An 18,805-nucleotide genomic window follows, 5' to 3' on the forward strand; every position below is an offset into this window, starting at 1 on the left:
TTCATAATCTTACTTATATTCTTAGTTCATTAATGATTGTGCTGCTGTGATGATTGACAGCTTGTAAACATCTTCTTCATTACATCCGCGTGAAAGATCAGAAACCGGCTTGTTCAGTCCTTGCAGGATTGGTCCAATTGCTTCAAATCCGCCAAAGCGTTGTGCAATCTTATAGCCGATGTTTCCTGATTGTAGTTCTGGGAAAACAAAAACCGTTGCTTGTCCTGCTACTTTTGAATCAGGCGCTTTTAATTGTGCGACACCTGGAATGTAAGCAGCATCGAATTGCAATTCACCATCGATCAAATAATCAGGTGCCAATTCTTGTGCAATCTTTGTTGCTTCGGCAACTTTCTCTACTTCAGGTGCTTTAGCAGAACCCTTAGTTGAGAAGCTCATCATTGCAACCTTTGGCTCGATATCGAATAGTTCCGCAGTTTTCGCTGATTCTACAGCAATCTCAGCTAATTCTTGTGCATTTGGATTTACATTGATTGCACAATCTGAGAACAGATATTTTTCTTGGTCGCGTCCGCGAACCATCAAGAATGCGCCGCTTGTACGGCTGACACCTGGTTTTGTTTTGATGATTTGTAAAGCAGGGCGGACGGTATCACCAGTTGAATGAATCGCTCCAGAAACCATTCCATCTGTGATCCCCATATAAGTCAACATTGTACCAAAGTAATTTTCATCTTTAAGAATTTTTTCAGCATCTTCCTTGCTGACTTTTCCTTTACGGCGTTCAACAAAAGCTTCTACCATTTCATCCCAACGATCAAAATGATCAGAATCAATAATCGTGAAGTTGCTTAAAGCGATTCCACGAGCGCTCGCAGCTTTTTCAATTTCAGCCATATTACCAATCAAGATTGGTTCAATTAACTCTTCTGCTTTTAGACGTGAAGCAGCACCTAAAATACGTGCGTCAGTTGCTTCGGGGAATGCAACCTGAATGTTGCGGCGAATAATCTTAAATTTTAAACTATCAAATAGTTCCACGATAAAACCCTCCAGATATTTATTTCTTACTTATCATACAATACTTCACATGAAAAGAAAAGGACAGAATAAACCCTCTGTACTACTAATTAAAATCTAGTAAATGTGAATTAAGAGCATTTTCACAAACTGTCTCTATAACAGAAACCGTTGTCATACTACACTGTTTCAGGAAGCTGCCAATCAATCGGTGCTTCGCCCCATTCCATCAATAACTGATTTGTTTTTGAGAACGGCTTCGATCCGAAGAACCCGCGATGAGCCGATAACGGAGATGGATGGACCGATTTTATAATGGCATGCTTATTCGTGTCGATCATCTTGATTTTCTCTTGAGCCGACTTTCCCCATAAAATGAAGACAATCGGTTTTTCCCGTTCATTCAATCGTTGAATCACCGCATCAGTCAATTGCTCCCATCCCTGTCCGCGATGTGAATAGGCTTGACCTTCTCGTACCGTTAATACCGTATTAAGTAGTAATACGCCTTGCTTTGCCCAGCTCACAAGATTCCCATGCCGAACCGGAGAAACACCTAAATCACTTTGCATCTCCTGATAGATATTGCGTAATGAAGGCGGAATTTTTACCCCCGGCTGTACAGAAAAAGAAAGCCCATGAGCCTGATTTACTCCATGATAAGGGTCTTGTCCTAAGATTACGACTTTTACCTTGTCATAAGGCGTTAATTCCAATGCTTCAAAAATATGATACATATCTGGATGAATTTTTTGTGTACGGTACTCCTGTTTCAAAAATTCTCGCAATTTCAAATAATAGGGGGCTTGAAATTGATCTGCTAAAACATTTTGCCAATCGTTATGGATGATTTCTTTCACTTACACTCACTCCTGATTTCATAATGATTTAAAATGAGAATAGATAATCCACTAGCTTCTCCGTATTCTTACCTATTCAACTAATTCTTTTTAAAGAATAATCTCGACATGGTTATCCTCTCTGGGATTATGGTACACTATCGTTGTATGATAGGAAAGCTAGGTGAATAATTTTGATAAAACTCATTGCCTCTGATATGGACGGTACACTGTTGAACGACGAAATGCAAGTCCCGACAGCAAATATCGAAGCCATTCAGAAAGCTCAAGCACAAGGAATTGAATTTATTACCGCTACTGGACGCGGAATGAGTCACGCTAAAATCTCATTAGATGAAGCGAACATTCACGTACCGATGATTTTATTAAACGGCGCTCATGTGGTAAATGCTGAGCGAGAAACTATTTTTACCATCCCCATTGGCACAGAAAAAACGTTTGAAGTCATGGATGCTCTTGAAAAGGCTGGACTTTATTATGAGATTTTTACTGCTGAGCATGTCTACTCTTCAAATCAACCAATGCGGATTGAGTTTTTCTCTGAACATCTTTTAGGTAAAGTTCCAGGTATTTCAAAAAAGATGGCGATTGCGGCTTCTTCCCGCCATCTATCGTTAACTCCCATTACTTTTGTGAAAGACATGCGTCAGACGTTGATCGATAAAAAAGAAGACGTATTAAAAATCATTGCTTTCGACAAAAATGGGCCTGAACAGCTAAAAGAAGTAACAAGCCAGCTAGAGAAAATGGGCGACCTGGCGATTGCCGCTTCAGAGTTGACCAACATTGAAATCAATCATGTCAATGCCCAAAAAGGGATCGCTTTAAAGCAATTTGCTGAAGAGCGCGGTTTTACTGCGGATCAAGTGATGGCTCTCGGCGATAACTTTAACGATGTCAGTATGTTGACTTATGCAGGTACAAGCTTTGCGATGGGCAATGCAGCACCTGCCATTAAAAAAATTGCTAATAACGTAACGGATACTAATGAAGAAAACGGAGTAGCAACAGCAATCGATCGAATCCTTTCTGAATAATAAAAAATAGAAGGTGTGAATCAACATGACCGAATTTTTTATTCAAGAAAAACAATTAAGCTCCACGACACGAACGATCGTCAAAGACAACAAAGGGATTCCTTTGTATTTAATGGTTGGACATTGGGGGCGTAAAGGAAATGTGCTGTCCCTCTATGCGATGGACGGCCAAATCGTAGCCTATATCAAACAAGCCAGCGTCATTTTTGGCCGTAAATTTGAAATTTACTGTGACCACACAAAAGTCGGTGTGCTTCACAAAATTTTTCATTGGCCGGGCGATTTTTATTATATCCAACAGCTCCATTGGGCAGTTTATGGAGATATTTATAATCACAAATACAAAATCAACCACTTCAACCAGTCGATCATGACGATGGATAAAGCCACTTTGCTTACGGGTGACTATTATGTTTTAGATGTCACAAATCCAGCGGATGCCCCGGTCTGTATCTGCGTAGCAGCGATCATGGATTATTGGCTTTATAATCGTAGTAAGCATAAAGAGTCTGAAACAGTTTTCGAAGTTATTTTTTCTCAAAATTAAGAGGCTGGGACATAAAGCCTAAGCTCAACTAAAAAACAGGGATCAAAATCGAAAAAGCGATTTTGATCCCTGTTTTTTTATGATTTGATTTCCCCGTATTGTTCTCATGTTGCCTATTAAGCATCAATTTCTTCATATTGACTGCCATTAAGGCGATCCCTACTTCATTTTTTACTTTGTCTTTTCCTCGAACGGAAAATCGCGTCCAATTCAAACAAGCCTTCAGATGACCAAAAGTTGATTCCACGTCAATCTTACGTTGGGCATAGATTGCACTGGTTTCTGGTGCTGAAAGCAAGTCTCGTTGTTGCGCTTTGAAATATTCTAATGACGGATTGACTTTGATTTTTCTTCGATAGCCGCCTGGTGTGAATGCCTCGGGTAGGTTCTTCTGATTCGCATCCTTTGTTTCGGCCACATATTCTTTGAAATCTCGTTCAAATCCGTAGTCGTCTATTTCTGTACGATAAGTGTTGAAGTTGAAGCGAACACCTTTAGGATCAATGTAGTAATCATCCGTTTCAAAATAGTCCCAGTTCATGACTTTCTTTTCGTCGGTTCGCCACTTCTTACTCTGTTCCTTGATCATTGTGCTATAAGGAATCAACGGCGTCTGTTGAGGAAGTTCATCCTCAAAGAAGCGATAATTACTTTCTGAACCATAGCCTGCATCCGCTACAATGTAAGGTGGTAAAGGCAGAAATTGCACCTGCAACGTTTCTAAAAAGGGTTGAAGGGTTCGAGTATCTGTAGGGTTCGCAAAAAGATCATACCCTAGTACATATTGATTGTTCGTAGCGATTTGAAGGTTATAGCCAGCTTTCAATTGCCCATTACGCATGTGGTCCTCTTTCATTCGCATGAATGTCGCATCTGTATCTGTCTTGGAATAGCTTTTGCGGTCACCTAAAATACGATACTGGTGCTCATATTTTTGAACACGCTCTTGATGGGAGCGGAAATGTTTGAGCTGAGCCTTTGGCAGTTTGCGTTTGGAGCGAAGCGACTTACGAACAGAACCGATAGGTTCTTGTTCAATTGCTTCGTCGTATTGCTCGACTGTTTCAGTCAAACGAGTAGCGAGCGCATGAATTTCCTCTTTTGACAATTCACCATCAGATTCCCGTTCAAGTGCTGGGATGATTTCCTGTTCGACGAGCGTTTGATAAGCTTCTAAGGATTTTTTTTCTAAATTTTTGTGGTTTTTCTCTAGGGCAGTTTTCCAAACAAAGGTGTATTTATTGGCCGCAGCTTCAATTTTTGTGCCATCAATAAAAATAGCTTCTTCGGTTATTTGATTCGTTTCTACCAAGTGCGAACGCAGTTGAACAAAACAAGTCTGAATCAGGGGCAACACTCGGGGATCGACTCTGAACCGATTGATTGTGCGATAACTAGGTTCGTGCCCTTGTGCGAGCCACATCATTCGAATACTATCTTTCATCAACTCATCAATCTTACGACCAGAGGTGACGGATTGCGTATAGGCACACAAAATTATCTTCAACATCATGCGCGGGTGAAAAGAGCTCGCCCCGCGATCGTGTTTGAAAGCCTCAAATTCTGAATCTGGGATGCTCTCAATAAAAGAATCGATGAGTCTAGCAATATCATTTTCCGGAATGACAAGTGTAAAATCTAGCGGTAAAACGACCTGATTTGTGTTATAATTTTTAAACATAAGAGAACCCTCCAGACTTTTTGTTTCGACGCTTTAAGTTTATCAGAGAGTTCTCTTTCTTTGTAGGGAAAATCAAAACCACCCGTGAAACGGGTGGTTTGCTCTTCGGCTGAAAGCCTCTATTACCGGCCTTGGCCTGAAAGGCCATCTGAAGGCTTCCTCCCGCACCACATCTACTCGCTGATTCTAAAAGAATCTCTCTTTATTTCTTCTTGTTTTTTTCTCCTGTAAATGGATCTACTTCTTCAAACAACGTTAACTGGTCCGCTACATGATCTTCTTTGAGTTGTTTACGAATGTATTCTGCTATCTGTTCCTTATTTCGACCAACCGTATCCACATAGTATCCGCGACACCAAAATTTACGATTCCCATATCGATATTTCAACTCCGCATGTCGATCGAATATCATTAAGCTGCTTTTTCCTTTTAAATATCCCATAAATTGAGCCACACTTAGCTTTGGTGGAATGCTGACAAGAAGATGAACGTGATCCTTACAAGCATTTGCTTCATGAATTTCTACCCCTTTTCTTTCGCAAAGCTTACGGATGATTGCTCCGATACTTTCTCTATATTTCCCATAAATGATTTGTCTACGATATTTTGGTGCAAATACAATATGATACTTACATCTCCATTTTGAGTGTGCTAAACTTTCTTTATCCTTCATCATAAGGATACCTCCTAAATTTGATTGTGATGCGGTCGGGAAACCATCATCAGTTTATCAATTTTGGGAGGCTTTTTTAATACCACGCTGGAAGCTCTCTGGAACCATAGGCATAGCCTATGGTTTTCAAAACATACAAATAAATAGGCATCAGAGAAAATCATCGATTTTCTCTGATGCCTATTTTTATGGAGCTGGATTTATGTCCCAGCCCCTTTTTATCAGCTCTTAAAGCAATTAGTCTAAATTCCTTCTTTATTGACTATCAGCTTCGATCAAAATCCTTCACCGCTCGCTGCATATGATCATATTGATGCCCACTGATAACTATCTCGCCGACATCTTTAAACCCATCACGCAGATACAATCGTTTCGCGTTGGGATTTGCTTTATCAACATTTAAACCGATGACTTTTTCACCTTCGTGAGTGGCTAGGCGGTCGACTGCGGTCAATAATTTTGAACCAATCCCTTTTCCTCGGAATCGTTCATCAACTGCGATTGAATCCAGATACCATTCATTGGGAAATGCCTCAGGATCAATAAACATTTGAATATTTCCTTCTATCCCTTGAGCATGCAAATATTTTTGAAGCGGTAAATCAATGATTGCTTCCTTAGCTGCAGGGTAGCCGAAAACCGCTCCAGCAATTTCTCCATCAATCTCTTCAACGAGACCACGAGCATAGCCGAATCGATACGTGGGATCTTCAAAGCAGGCAGCAATTACTTCCAATGCCTTCTCTTCCCCAAATTCCTTTAAAAAATCCAGCTCCATATCCTTTAAAATAACCAATATCAGCTTTGCCACAGCAGTTCCATCTTCTTTTTTTGCAAATCGAATCATTTTAAAACCTCTCTTTTAATAACGTTAGAAATTCCCTTTTCAGTGTAACATGAGGAAGTTTTTTTCGAAAGTGAGGATACTTTGTCTTCATTAAAAAGTTTGCTATGATAGCCTTGGATGATTATTTTCGAGCGTACCTTTAAATCTATCCAAAATTTATCGAATGAGCATTGGAATGAGAATCAAAATATCTGAGAGCACGTTTATCAGCCGATTCTTCATTACTACTTAGGAGGACTATCAATGAAAAAAGGATTAAAAATTCTATTAGGTGCTATCATAGCCATTATTGTTATCCTTGGCGGCTACTTGATTTACTTATTCGCCAGTTATGATCGGCTGCCAGACAATACAACGCTGAAGCCTGACAATCAGCATACCCAAGCACTTGAAACAAATAAGACCTATCGTGCAATGAGCCACAATGTTGGTTACGGTGCCTACCCGCCAAGCTACAGCTTTTTTATGGATGGCGGAAAGTATTCCCGAGCGTATGATAAAGAAACAGTCAAAGAAAACATGCAAGGAATTGTTCAGACTACAAAAGAGCTTGAACCTACTTTGGCTTTTTATCAAGAAGTGGATCAAGACGGCGATCGTTCACAGCATGTTGATGAAGTCGCATGGTTGAAGAAACATTTACCAGCCTATAATAGTCTCTATGGACAAAATTATGATTCTTCCTACCTGTTCTATCCTTTCACCGATCCAATCGGCCAAGCAAAATCCGGGCTTGTAACCATGAGCCAAGCAAAGATTAGCAGCAGCAAGCGCTATTCTTTACCGATTGAAACGAATTTCAATAAATTCTTTGATTTGGATCGCGCCTTTACAGTCAGCCGTATTCCCGTTAAAGGAAATCGGGAACTGATTGCGATCAATACACATCTATCAGCTTTCACCAAAGACCGCTCGATTCAAGCAGCACAGCTGAAAAAGATTTTTGATGTGATGGAAAGTGAATACAAAAGAGGGAATTATGTACTGGTCGCAGGAGATTACAATCATGATGTTCTAGGAAATAGTCCTGAAGTCTTTGACACAAGTAAGAAACGGGAAACTTGGACTCACCCGTTTCCCAAAGAGCAGCTGCCAGCTGGCTTCCAATTACCAAACGGCAAGCTTGCAGAAGAGAAAATCCCATCGGCACGCGCATTGAATGAACCCTATAAAAAGGGGCAAACGTATACGACCTTGATTGATGGATTTCTTGTTTCAGATAATATCACTGTCAAGGACATCCATGTAAAAGATATGCAGTTTAAATACTCCGATCATAATCCTGTATATTTGGATTTCACTTTGAAGAAATAATAGAAGGCAAGAGCTTTTGATTTGAAGGCTCCTGTCTTTCTTTTTGTGCTGCTAACTAATGACAAATTGCATTTCCTATGTCCTCTTGTTAAAATGAATGAACTAATTGAAAAAGGACGGTTATCAATGTGGAATTTTGTCTTCAATATACGCACGATTGCTAAACTTCAAACAAGAAAACTGCTATAGATGAAACATTGTTTGAAGTAATCATAAGAATTTGTTTCATCGCCTGGCTTTAAGAGCAAAATAGTTGGCTCTTTATTTGCTGTGGCTAAAAACATTTCTGTGTAGGATAAAATTGGAGGAAAATATTATGTTGACGATTAGGCAAATAAATCAAAAAAATAAACGTGACCTTGACGCTCTGCTGGCGATTTGGGAATCTTCAGTAGCTGCGACTCATACCTTTTTAACGACAGAAGATATTGAAGCACTAAAACCTGAAGTAAAAAAAGGGCTATTAATGATTGATCAGCTTTACGGTTATTATGAGCAGCAGCTTGTGGGCTTTATTGGCGTCAAAAATGAAAAAGTTGAGATGCTCTTTGTCGATGCCAAGAATCGAGGACAAGGGATAGGAAAAAAATTGCTTCAGTATGCAATTGATCTATTGAATATAAAATATGTAGATGTAAACGAACAAAATGAACAAGGATTCGGCTTTTATCAACACATGGGCTTCCAAGTAATGGACCGATCTGAGCTAGATGATCAAGGAAATGCTTTTCCGATTCTCCATTTAAAATTGAGGAGTCAGTCAATGCGATTTGAAGAAATCATTTCAAACAAAAAAGAATTTTTAGACCTGCTTCTCTTAGCTGATGAGCAAGAAGACATGATTAATCGTTACCTTGACAATGGACGAATGTTTGTACTATACGACGTTGACCTAAAATGTGAAGCCGTCGTGACTGAACTAAATGATACAGAATGTGAATTAAAAAATATTGCGACTATGCCAGACCAACAAGGCCAGGGCTACGGCAAGGCGCTAATCCAGTTTCTGTTCAAAGAGTTTTTAGGGCGCTATCAAACAATGTATGTGGGGACCGGTGATGTTCCCAGTATATTGAACTTCTATAAAAACTGCGGTTTTCGGGAATCTCATCGTATTAAAAACTTCTTCATCGATAATTACCATGAACCGATTATTGATCAAGGTGTTCAGCTAATAGATATGGTTTATTTACGAGCCGACACTGAAGAATAGCACAAACGCCCCTGACTTTTCAGGGGCGTTTACTGCTACATTACAGCAATTCTTGATAGCGTTGAATATACATTTTCTTCACTAACGTTACCAATAGTAGATAAGCAAAAATCGTAACAACCAGCCATAACCAATATTGATTTGGTAAAATTCCTAACCCTAAGTTTTGCCCAAATCTTGTAAATGGTAAGAGGGTTCCGATGACAATTCCTAGAGTTGTGATCACCGTCATGATGAAGGACCCTCTGCTTTGGATAAATGGAATTTGCGGTGTTCTCAATGCATGCAAAACCAGTGTTTGTGACCAAAGCGACTCAACAAACCAACCAGCGTGGAAAATAGCAATAAAGGCGGCTTGCTGTGAAGCAGATAAAGAATGATAATCTCCACCAACTACGGCTGGACAAATGATGAAGTACATCAACAGATAAGTGGTAATATCAAAAACGGAACTTGTTGGACCTAGCCAAATCATAAATTTGCCAATACTAGAGGCCGTCCATTTTTTTGGTTTTTCTAAATATTCTTTATCCATTCGATCCCACGGAATTGAAATACACGAAATATCATAAATCAGATTTAAAAACAGAATTTGCAATGGCAGCATTGGTAAAAATGGTAAGAACGAACTAGCAACTAACACTGAAAACATATTGCCAAAATTCGAACTCGCAGTTGCCTTAATGTATTTCATAATGTTGCCAAAAGTCTCTCTCCCAGAAAGAATCCCCTGCTCCAAAATCATCAGATCCTTCTCTAATAGAATCACATCCGCTGACTCTTTAGCGATATCAACTGCTGTATCGACCGATATTCCCACATCAGCAGCCTTCATCGCCGGAGCATCATTAATCCCATCTCCGAGGAAACCTACAGTGTGCCCATTTTCTCTAAGCAAGCTCGTGATTTTTTGTTTTTGCTGCGGATTCAATTTCACAAAAATATTATACTTTTCTGCGATGGTCATTAATTCTTCATCCGTTAAATGGATCAAATCTTCTCCATGAACGATTGCTTCTGCTCCCAGACCTACTTGCTTACAAACAGATTTCGTCACTAATGCATTATCACCTGTTAAGACTTTTACTCCCACACCATTCGCCTTCAACGCTTTCAACGCCTGTTTCGTTGTTTCTTTTGGCGGATCTAAAAATGCAAGATAACCAATTAACACCATTTCAGATTCGTCCGCAATTGAAAATTCACCGACCACACTTGGATTTGTTTTTTGAGCAACACCGATCACACGCAAACCATCCTCATTCAGCTCATGAACTTTTCTTAAAACCTGTTGTCTTACTTCGTTGGTTAGTTCCGTAACCTCACCTTTAAAATCAACGAAGGAGGAAATTTCAAGCATCTCTTCGATCGCACCCTTGGTAATCATTTGTGTCTTACCATAATGATCTTCGACAACAACACTCATTCTGCGACGTTGAAAGTCAAACGGAATTTCATCTACTTTTTTGTAGCGAATATTACTCGTATCTAATTCCTGTTCTGTTGATTCAATAATAGCCACATCAATAAGATTTTTCAGTCCTGTTTGATAATAACTGTTAAGGTATGCATGTTTCAGCACTCGATGGTCTTCTTCTCCCTCGCAATCCAAATGATATTCCAAAATGATCTTGTCTTGTGTTAATGTCCCTGTTTTATCGGTACATAATACGTCAATCGCCCCAAAATTTTGGATCGCATTTAGATTTTTTATAATGGTGCCATTTTTAGCCATTCCGGTAGCACCCTTGACGAGATTCGTCGTAACGATCATCGGCAGCATTTCCGGCGTTAATCCCACAGCGACAGATAAACCGAATAGGAAAGCCTCCATCCAATCTCCTTTGGTAAATCCGTTGATCACGATAACAGTCGGTGCCATCAATGCCATAAATTTGATAAATAAAAACGATGTTTTGCGAATCCCTAATTCAAAGCTTGTTTGAACCGGAGTATCAGATAAAGATTTCGCAACATCACCAAACAAGGTATTCCCCCCAACGGCAACTACGACCCCTTCAGCACTACCGCTGATTACATTGCTTCCCATAAACACTAAATTATCATAACTTGTCTCAGATTCTTTCTTTCCATTCAACTTGTCAGCACTTTTCTCAACTGGATAGCTCTCGCCTGTCAGGGCTGACTGTGAAATAAATAGATCTTTTGCAGAAATCAAACGAATATCAGCTGGAATCATATCTCCAGCAGAAAGTTTAACGACATCTCCACAAACAATTTCTTCCATAGGGATTTCCTTATACTGATTATCTCTGCGTACCGTTGCCGTTACCTTTACGAGTGATTTTAATTTTTCAGCCGCTTTGTTTGAACGTACTGACTGAACCAATGTCATTGTACCGCTGACGAATACCATGACTAATATTATCCCGCTGCCGAAGAAGTCTTTTTCCCCTGGCTCGGGCAAGATTCCTTCTGTGATAAAAGAAATGATTCCTAATCCTATTAGCACCAAAGTAAATGGTGTGATAAATGCTTTTAAAGCTTCTACAAAAAAAGGCGTGGATTTTTTGTATGGTATTTTGTTCTCTCCAAATGTTTCTTTAGCTTCTGCGACTTGCTCCGTTGTTAGTCCAAGCGCTGATGTTTTAAAGGTTTCATAAATACCGTTTGCTGTCTGTTTAGCAAATAGATTGTAATTTGTCTTTGTTACTTTCGTTTGCTTCATGTTCTTCTCCTTCTTCCCGAAAAAAATCTGCCATAATCCTATTCCAATAAATAGGTATAGAATGATATCTTTTATTGTATTCATGGCTTTCTCCCTTATTAAACGGGTTTATGAAGAAAATTGGGCGTTAAAAACAAATAGATAATAGTATCTTCTTGCTTCTTTTTTTCTGACATAAACCCGTGATTATTGAACTACTGTCATCCATTTGTTCTCATCTCCCTTTCTTTAATTTTCTCTAGTGGTGATCGGATATCTTTTTTGTAAATACGCATGATTAATTGACCTTCCTGATAGTCATCTGATATTGACCGATAGTGCAGCTTTTCATAAAATCTCCAGGCCTGCTGTCTTCCTGTAAGAAATACAAAACAAAAACCAAAATTTCTTGCGACCTGTTCTGCGTAAATAAGTAAATTCTTACCTAATCCTGCTCCTTGATAACGAGAATCTATTGCTACTTGTTTGATCTGCACACATTTTGCAGATATCGGATGCAACAATAAGGTTCCTACTACATGAGCCTCCTGCTTAATAATCAAATGAATATCCTTTCTCTCTTCTTGCGGTGCCTTCAATAAAAATGCCTTTCCAGAACTTGCCTTCAACTCCTTATTTCTTAAGGTTAACGCCTCACAATACAATGAGCTGTTCCACTTGGTTAAGGTGAACACTGTTTTACCATAATAAACTCCTCCCTTTTTTATGTTTTGAAAATAGCAATGATCGTTACGCAAAAAAAAGACTTTTCGCTCAAAAACTCAGCGAAAAGCCTTACCAAAAATTCATCCTAAAGAGACAAAGTCATATAGTCGATCTAATCGTTGAGTTTTGGCACTATACAACGTAAAGACAAACATCTTAGCTACCTTAAGAAAAGCCTTGTATTCGACAGTTCCTGTTCTACCCATTGGCGTCTCTCGACATTTTTGGGCAGTAGCCTATGTTTGTATAGGAGCCTCACCTAACAAATCATATTTTATTTTCGAACACAATATAACAAGTTATCAAGCTTCTGTCAAACAGTTTTTTTTAGTATCCTTCCCGTTTGTTTATCAATCATTAAAAACACACCTAAATAGACCTTGGTATATCAGTCTTTTTCATTATAAAAAATAATTATCGAATTTTGAAATTTTTTATTGAAATAAATAGAAAAATATACAATAACACTTCTTTTTTTATGAAGAAATAGAAAAAGTAGAGCCGCGGCGACCGCGACCCTACTTACTCGTAATTTGTCTTTTTTATTAACCAAGTCGAATCTTTTTGATGATTTCTTCGGCTGTTGCAAGGTTCATCCGTTCAGCATTTCTTAATTGTCTAGAAACCTGTGGGATTTCACTAGTGGTCGCACCTGCTGTAATTGCCAATGACCGACTTTGCATCGCCATGTGACCTTTTTGAATCCCATCTGTCACTAAAGCACGAACTGCAGCAAAATTTTGCGCTAACCCAACAGCTACGATAATTTCAGCCAATTCAGCCGCTGATGAGACCTCTAATAACTTCACGCTTAGCTGTGCCTTTGGTAAGACTTTTGTTGCGCCTCCAACAATGCCGACTTTCATTGGCAAAGTCAGCTTTCCAATGAGTTTCTCTCCTTGGATGCTCCACTGTGTCATACCTTCATACCGTCCATTTCGAGCAGCATAAGCATGACAAGCAGCTGCTACCGCACGCGTGTCATTTCCTGTCGCTAAAACAACCGCATCAATTCCATTCATAATCCCTTTATTATGAGTAGCTGCCCGATAAGGATCAATCTTACTGTAATCACTAGCCGCTACGATTTTTTCAGCCAGTTCTTGCGAGAGTTCCTCGACAGAGAGCTCACAGCTTGCCTCAACCAAAGATTGTGTCGCATAGTTACTTAAGATACTAAATAAAATATCCGCATCTGGAATTAATTCTTTTACTTCTTGTGCAACAGCTTCCAACATCGTATTCAAGATATTGGCACCCATCGCATCTTTAGTGTCTACTTCTAAATCGATAGAAAGATAGCCCTCTTCGAAAGTACGAATGTCGAGTGACTGCATTCCGCCACCCCGCTGATAGATCGAAGGATAGCTTTTCTCAGCCGCGGTAAAAAGAGCCTGCTCATGTTCAATAAGAACCTTTTTTACTACTTCAAAATCTGTGACATTTCTCAAAACGATTTGACCTATCATATTTTGATTGATCACATGTGTGTGTATTCCACCAGACTTCGCGATAATTTTTGCTGCATTACTAGCGGCGGCAATTACTGAAGGCTCTTCTGTAACCATTGGAATAGTCTTTTCTTTTCCGTTAATAATGAAATTCTGTGCCACGCCAAGAGGAATTGCACACTCACTAATTTGATTTTCAATCAAATTATCCGCAATTTTTTCCGATAATACAGTCTCGGTTTGCAATTGAGCCGCTTCTTTAGCTGACAGTTTTTTTTCTTTGACCAGCTTAGCTAGACGTTCAGCTTGGGTCATTTGATAGAACTTTTTTTTTGCGGTCTCTTGATCCTCCGCTTTCGTTATCATCAAGGCTAGTCCCAATCCGCCTCCGATACAAAGACTTGCGACTCCTCGCTGCTTATCTTCTTGGAACAGCTCCGAAATAAGCGTTGCTACTATACGAGTTCCGCTGGCGCCAATAGGGTGTCCCAATGCGATTGCACCGCCATAAGTATTGACCTTTTCATCTGGCAGCTTCAATTCCTTTTGAACAGCTACAGACGCCGCTGCAAAAGCTTCATTGATCTGAAAAACATCGACCTCATCGATTGTTCTATTTACCTTATTTAATAATTTATTAATAGCTGACACAGGAGCCATCCCCATAATACTTGGGTCAATCCCAACTTCGCTATAGCCATTAATAACAGCCAGATAGTCTAACCCATTTTCAATGGCATACGATTTCGCTGCCAAAACCACCGCCGCTGCCCCATCATTTAGCGGTGAAGCATTAGCCGCTGTTACCACACCATCTTCTTTAAAGGCTGGTTTAAGTGATCCGATTTTTTCTAGGGTTGAGTCAAAACGAATGCCTTCATCTTCCCATAAAGTACTACCATCTTTTAAAGCAACAGGTATAATCTCTGATTCAAACTTACCTTCTTTGCTAGCTTTTGCTGCTTTCATTTGTGAGTCATAGGCATATTGATCCTGCATCTCGCGAGTAATTTGATATTCTTGAGCGACTTTTTCTGCCGTCAGTCCCATATGCTTCCCGCTGAAAGCATCAGTCAAGCCATCATAAATCATACTTGATTTTGGCTCCTGCCATTCTTGTGCAGCATAGTCGAAATGAGTGACTTTTGGTGCTTGAGACATATTTTCTGTTCCACCTGCAACAACGACCTGAGCCTCACCTAATAAAATCTGCTGCATGGCAAAGATGATTGATTTCATTCCTGAACCGCAGACTTCATTGATAGTTGTTGCTGGTACATTAAAGGGAACGCCAGCTTTTACTGCTGACTGACGTGCCACATTTTGACCATTTCCTGCCTGTAAAACATTTCCCATAAATACTTGTTCAACTTGATCTGATGCAAGCTCTGCACGTTTGATCGCTTCTTTTACAGCGATAGCACCGAGCTCGACTGCTGAAACGGTTGCTAACTTGCCTTTATATCTGCCAATTGGTGTTCGTACAGCGCTTAAAATAACTACTTCTTCCAAGAGTGCACCTCCAATGCTTTCATTAAAAATCAGAGGTAAGTATAGCACAGATAGTTTTATAATTTCTTAAGATTCAAACTTAACTAATTATGACCTTTCTGTGATATATTTACCTTTGGAAGAAAAGGATGTCTGCTCTGCTTATTACTTTAGTAATTTAGTGGAAGGATATACGTGGTGAGATCTTTTCTATGAAAAGTCATTTTACCAATAAGAAATAGGAGGAGCAATATGAAGATAGGGATTGATAAAATCAGTTTCCACGTACCAAGTTATTATCTTGATATGACGGACTTAGCTAATGCACGTGAGACTGACCCCAACAAATTTCACATTGGTCTTGGACAAGATCAGATGGCAATTATTCCTGAGACACAAGACATCGTTACTTTAGGAGCAAGTGCTGCTGCAAAAATTCTTACAGATGAAGACAAAAAGGAAATTGACATGGTAATCGTCGGAACCGAGTCGAGTACCGACTTCTCAAAATCTGCCTCAGTAATTATTCATGGACTGTTAGATATTCAACCTTTTGCTCGTTCATTTGAAATAAAACATGCGTGCTACGGCGGAACAGCCGCTTTGCAACAAGCCAATGACTATGTTACGTTACATCCAGACCGCAAAGTCTTAGTAATCACGGCGGATATCGCAAAATATGGTCTGAATACTGGCGGGGAACCAACACAAGGGTGCGGCGCTGTCGCTATGCTAGTGACGAAGGACCCGCATCTATTGTCTTTTAACAACGACAGTGTTTTCTATTCAGAAGATGTTTACGATTTCTGGCGTCCCGCTGGCCATGACTACCCATTAGTCGATGGTCACATGTCGAATCAAGTCTACATTGATTCATTCACCCGTATCTGGGAACAAAATAAAAAAATTAATAAAACTGACAGTACTGATTATGCTGCTTTAACATTCCATCTGCCTTATACAAAAATGGGACGCAAGGCTTTGCGTGCAATCTTCCCAGAGATGCCAGAGACCGAACAGCAGCGTCTGGAAGCTCGTTATGATGAAGCTGTTGTTTATAGCCGACAAGTTGGCAATCTGTATACCGGTTCTTTATACCTTGGATTAATGTCCCTACTAGATAATGGTAATTTAGCTGCCGGAGATCGCATTGGCTTATTCAGCTACGGCTCCGGAGCCGTCAGTGAGTTCTTCTCTATGAGCTTAATGGAGGATTATAAAAAGTATTTGACTGTCGAAGCTGATCAGGCATTACTTGCTGGACGCAAACAATTAACAATTAAAGAATACGAAAAAGTGTTTAACACCAAACTCCCTACTGATGGAGAAACATATACTTTTTCAGACAAATCAAAGTATGCAATCAATAAAATCAGTGGTGATATCCGTTATTACAATAAATAAACATCGAAAAAGCCAGCTTAATAGCTGGCTTTTTTAGGCAAAAAAAAATAATCTAGCAGGTCTAATGGCTAAGTGTTTTTGCTTCATTCCAGATTTCTGGAATATTTACACCCTTTTCTAGGTCTTAAACGTCTTGATGATCGGATTCCGTTTAAGCCTCACCATTAAGTGGAGAAATGGTTCTACTGTCTACATTTCTCTTCCCCGCTAGATTAGAACTACTTGGTAAGGAGACTTCAAATCCCTACTTCCTTTCTGCCTTTTTGGCATTCTCTTTGAAATGAACACTACCTCCGTTCATTTCTGTTGTACGATTAAACAACTTTAGGGACCTACCCCTTACACCTATATTTATACCACATTTCAAGATTTTTTGCAACCGTTTACATTCTCTCAATCCTTCCCTTTTCGTGTTATAATTCTAAAGATAGATTGAATTGTTAAAAAACGATTATTAAACTGGGAGGACTTAAATCATGAATATTTTATATATATCAATTTCTGGAAACACGAAAGCCTTTGTCAAACGTTTAGAGGCTTATGCAGAGGAGCAGCATAGATTAAACTCAGAAAATCCTTTGATTACAGCTAAAGAAATTTCAGAAAATAGCCCTTTTAAAGTAGAAGCTGATCCTTTTTTTACCTTCGTCCCTACTTATTTAGAAGGTGGTAACGGTCTGGACAATGGTGATACAGAAATCTTGACTGAAGTCATGCGTGAGTACTTAGAATATGAGGAAAATTATAAAACGTGTTTAGGTGTTGTAGGCAGCGGTAATAAAAATTTCAACTATCAATATTGCTTAACAGCAAAACAGTATAGCGAAGCATTCGGTTTCCCTTTCTTAGCAGATTATGAGTTGAGAGGTACTGCAGCTGACTGTCAGCGCGTCTATGAAATTTTAAAAGAGAAAGCAGCAAATTAATCATTTGCTAATTATTCTATTGACTTTTTCTCATGTTAAGGGCATTCTTTTAAAATAGGAAATTTTAGAGAGAGGCGTGTTGCAGGTGAGAAAAGTAGCGATTATTGGTGTAGGCCATGTAGGAAGCACAACAGCATACACTTTAATTTCAAAGAATGTTGTGGATGAACTAGTACTTTTTGATTCAAATGAAAATATCCTAAAAGCAGAACTGAACGATCTTATGGATGGGCAAATGGAACAGAATCATCAAGTCCGCTTAATCGGAGCTGATTTAGCAGAACTAAAAGATACGGATGTGATTATTTTTTCTGCGGGTGATATTTCTATTTTTGAAGGAAATCCCGATCGTTTTGCTGAGTTAAATTTAACGAAAACGATTGTTGAAGAATGGGCCCCAAAAATCAAAGCCTCTGGTTTTGATGGCATTATTTTGAATATTACTAATCCTTGTGATGTAATTACTCAATATTTGCAAGAGTTAACTGGTATACCACGTGAACGTGTTTTTGGAACAGGAACATCGTTAGATACTGGCCGCATGAAACATGCTGTTAGCCGAAACTTAAATGTTCATCCTTCAGCTATAGATGGATATGTAATTGGTGAACACGGTGAGAGTCAATTTGTTGCATGGTCTAGCGTTCGCATAGGGGGCGTACCTATCACTGAAACTTTATCAGAAGAAAATCTTACCGCTTTAGATGCGGCTGCACGCGATGGCGGCTGGGTAACATTTAGAGGCAAGGGGTATACTTCTTACGGTATCGCCATTCAAGCTGCACGCATCGCTGAGGCCATTTTAAATAATAATCATCTTGTCGTACCTGTGAGTCATTTCCACTCTGTTGAGGGCTGCTACGCAGGTTCTCCTGCCAAAGTTTCACAGCAAGGCATTACTGGAAGATTTACACTCACGCTTTCAGATGCAGAACAGGAAAAATGGCAGCATACTATCCAAACGATACATTCGATGCATGCAACTA

Annotated in this window: 15 protein-coding genes and 1 riboswitch (1 of these 16 only partly in view); of the genes, 7 read left to right on the plus strand and 8 right to left on the minus strand. The window is 39.4% G+C overall.

Going from position 1 to position 18,805, the window contains the following annotated elements; all coding sequences use genetic code 11:
• Positions 1–21 precede the first annotated feature (21 nt).
• Entirely contained in the window at positions 22–1,002 is a 981-nt protein-coding gene (pta, locus tag IGI67_RS06495) for a phosphate acetyltransferase (protein ID WP_429957172.1), read from the minus strand.
• Between the two features lie 158 nt (positions 1,003–1,160).
• On the minus strand, positions 1,161–1,841 hold the full coding sequence (locus IGI67_RS06500) for a uracil-DNA glycosylase (RefSeq protein ID WP_429957173.1): 681 nt from the start codon (positions 1,839–1,841) through the stop codon (positions 1,161–1,163).
• Between the two features lie 173 nt (positions 1,842–2,014).
• Here IGI67_RS06500 and IGI67_RS06505 point away from each other — a divergent pair, with 173 nt between their 5' ends.
• Together IGI67_RS06505 and IGI67_RS06510 are read left to right on the plus strand one after the other, a co-directional pair.
• On the plus strand, positions 2,015–2,878 hold the full coding sequence (locus IGI67_RS06505; RefSeq protein ID WP_207107115.1) for a Cof-type HAD-IIB family hydrolase: 864 nt from the start codon (positions 2,015–2,017) through the stop codon (positions 2,876–2,878).
• 25 nt (positions 2,879–2,903) lie between these two features.
• Positions 2,904–3,425: an LURP-one-related/scramblase family protein gene (locus tag IGI67_RS06510; protein WP_207107116.1), complete on the plus strand. Its 522-nt coding sequence runs from the start codon at positions 2,904–2,906 to the stop codon at positions 3,423–3,425.
• A gap of 28 nt (positions 3,426–3,453) precedes the next feature.
• On the opposite strand, the gene IGI67_RS06515 is transcribed toward IGI67_RS06510, so the two are convergent.
• The 3 genes from IGI67_RS06515 to IGI67_RS06525 form a co-directional block, all read right to left on the minus strand.
• Complete coding sequence (locus tag IGI67_RS06515) at positions 3,454–5,106, minus strand: IS1182 family transposase (RefSeq protein WP_429956783.1); 1,653 nt, start codon at positions 5,104–5,106, stop codon at positions 3,454–3,456.
• Positions 5,107–5,308: 202 nt separating this feature from the next.
• Complete coding sequence (gene tnpA / locus IGI67_RS06520; protein WP_429956784.1) at positions 5,309–5,782, minus strand: IS200/IS605 family transposase; 474 nt, start codon at positions 5,780–5,782, stop codon at positions 5,309–5,311.
• 262 nt (positions 5,783–6,044) lie between these two features.
• A complete protein-coding gene (locus tag IGI67_RS06525) occupies positions 6,045–6,626 on the minus strand; it encodes a GNAT family N-acetyltransferase (protein ID WP_207107117.1) in 582 nt (193 codons plus the stop codon).
• 243 nt (positions 6,627–6,869) lie between these two features.
• Between IGI67_RS06525 and IGI67_RS06530 the strand changes: the two genes are divergently transcribed.
• Entirely contained in the window at positions 6,870–7,940 is a 1,071-nt protein-coding gene (locus IGI67_RS06530) for an endonuclease/exonuclease/phosphatase family protein (protein ID WP_429957174.1), read from the plus strand.
• 316 nt (positions 7,941–8,256) lie between these two features.
• Complete coding sequence (locus IGI67_RS06535) at positions 8,257–9,153, plus strand: GNAT family N-acetyltransferase (RefSeq protein WP_429957175.1); 897 nt, start codon at positions 8,257–8,259, stop codon at positions 9,151–9,153.
• A gap of 40 nt (positions 9,154–9,193) precedes the next feature.
• On the opposite strand, the gene mgtA is transcribed toward IGI67_RS06535, so the two are convergent.
• The 3 genes from mgtA to IGI67_RS06550 all read right to left on the minus strand — a co-directional run bounded on the left by mgtA (position 9,194) and on the right by IGI67_RS06550 (position 15,510).
• On the minus strand, positions 9,194–11,842 hold the full coding sequence (mgtA, locus tag IGI67_RS06540) for a magnesium-translocating P-type ATPase (RefSeq protein WP_429958616.1): 2,649 nt from the start codon (positions 11,840–11,842) through the stop codon (positions 9,194–9,196).
• A 200-nt stretch (positions 11,843–12,042) separates the two neighbouring features.
• Positions 12,043–12,486, minus strand: coding sequence for a GNAT family N-acetyltransferase (locus IGI67_RS06545; RefSeq protein WP_207107120.1), 444 nt, complete (start codon positions 12,484–12,486; stop codon positions 12,043–12,045).
• A gap of 165 nt (positions 12,487–12,651) precedes the next feature.
• Positions 12,652–12,821: riboswitch (M-box (ykoK) riboswitch) on the minus strand.
• A 271-nt stretch (positions 12,822–13,092) separates the two neighbouring features.
• Positions 13,093–15,510, minus strand: coding sequence for a hydroxymethylglutaryl-CoA reductase, degradative (locus IGI67_RS06550; protein WP_429957176.1), 2,418 nt, complete (start codon positions 15,508–15,510; stop codon positions 13,093–13,095).
• 231 nt (positions 15,511–15,741) lie between these two features.
• Here IGI67_RS06550 and IGI67_RS06555 point away from each other — a divergent pair, with 231 nt between their 5' ends.
• From IGI67_RS06555 to IGI67_RS06565, 3 genes are all read left to right on the plus strand, one after another.
• The gene (locus IGI67_RS06555; protein ID WP_429957177.1) at positions 15,742–16,893 is read left to right on the plus strand and encodes a hydroxymethylglutaryl-CoA synthase; all 1,152 of its coding nucleotides are present in this window, start codon (positions 15,742–15,744) and stop codon (positions 16,891–16,893) included.
• A 476-nt stretch (positions 16,894–17,369) separates the two neighbouring features.
• Positions 17,370–17,819 (plus strand): class Ib ribonucleoside-diphosphate reductase assembly flavoprotein NrdI, encoded by a 450-nt coding sequence (nrdI, locus tag IGI67_RS06560; RefSeq protein WP_429957178.1) that lies wholly within the window; start codon positions 17,370–17,372, stop codon positions 17,817–17,819.
• 85 nt (positions 17,820–17,904) lie between these two features.
• Positions 17,905–18,805: the 5' portion of a lactate/malate family dehydrogenase gene (locus IGI67_RS06565; protein ID WP_429958617.1), read on the plus strand. Its footprint extends 5 nt past the window's final position; 901 of the gene's 906 nt are visible here — the first part of the coding sequence; it begins with the start codon at positions 17,905–17,907; its stop codon lies beyond the right edge, outside the window.

Source organism: Enterococcus sp. AZ196, assembly GCF_050498845.1.
Classification (GTDB): Bacteria; Bacillota; Bacilli; order Lactobacillales; family Enterococcaceae; genus Enterococcus_A; species Enterococcus_A murrayae.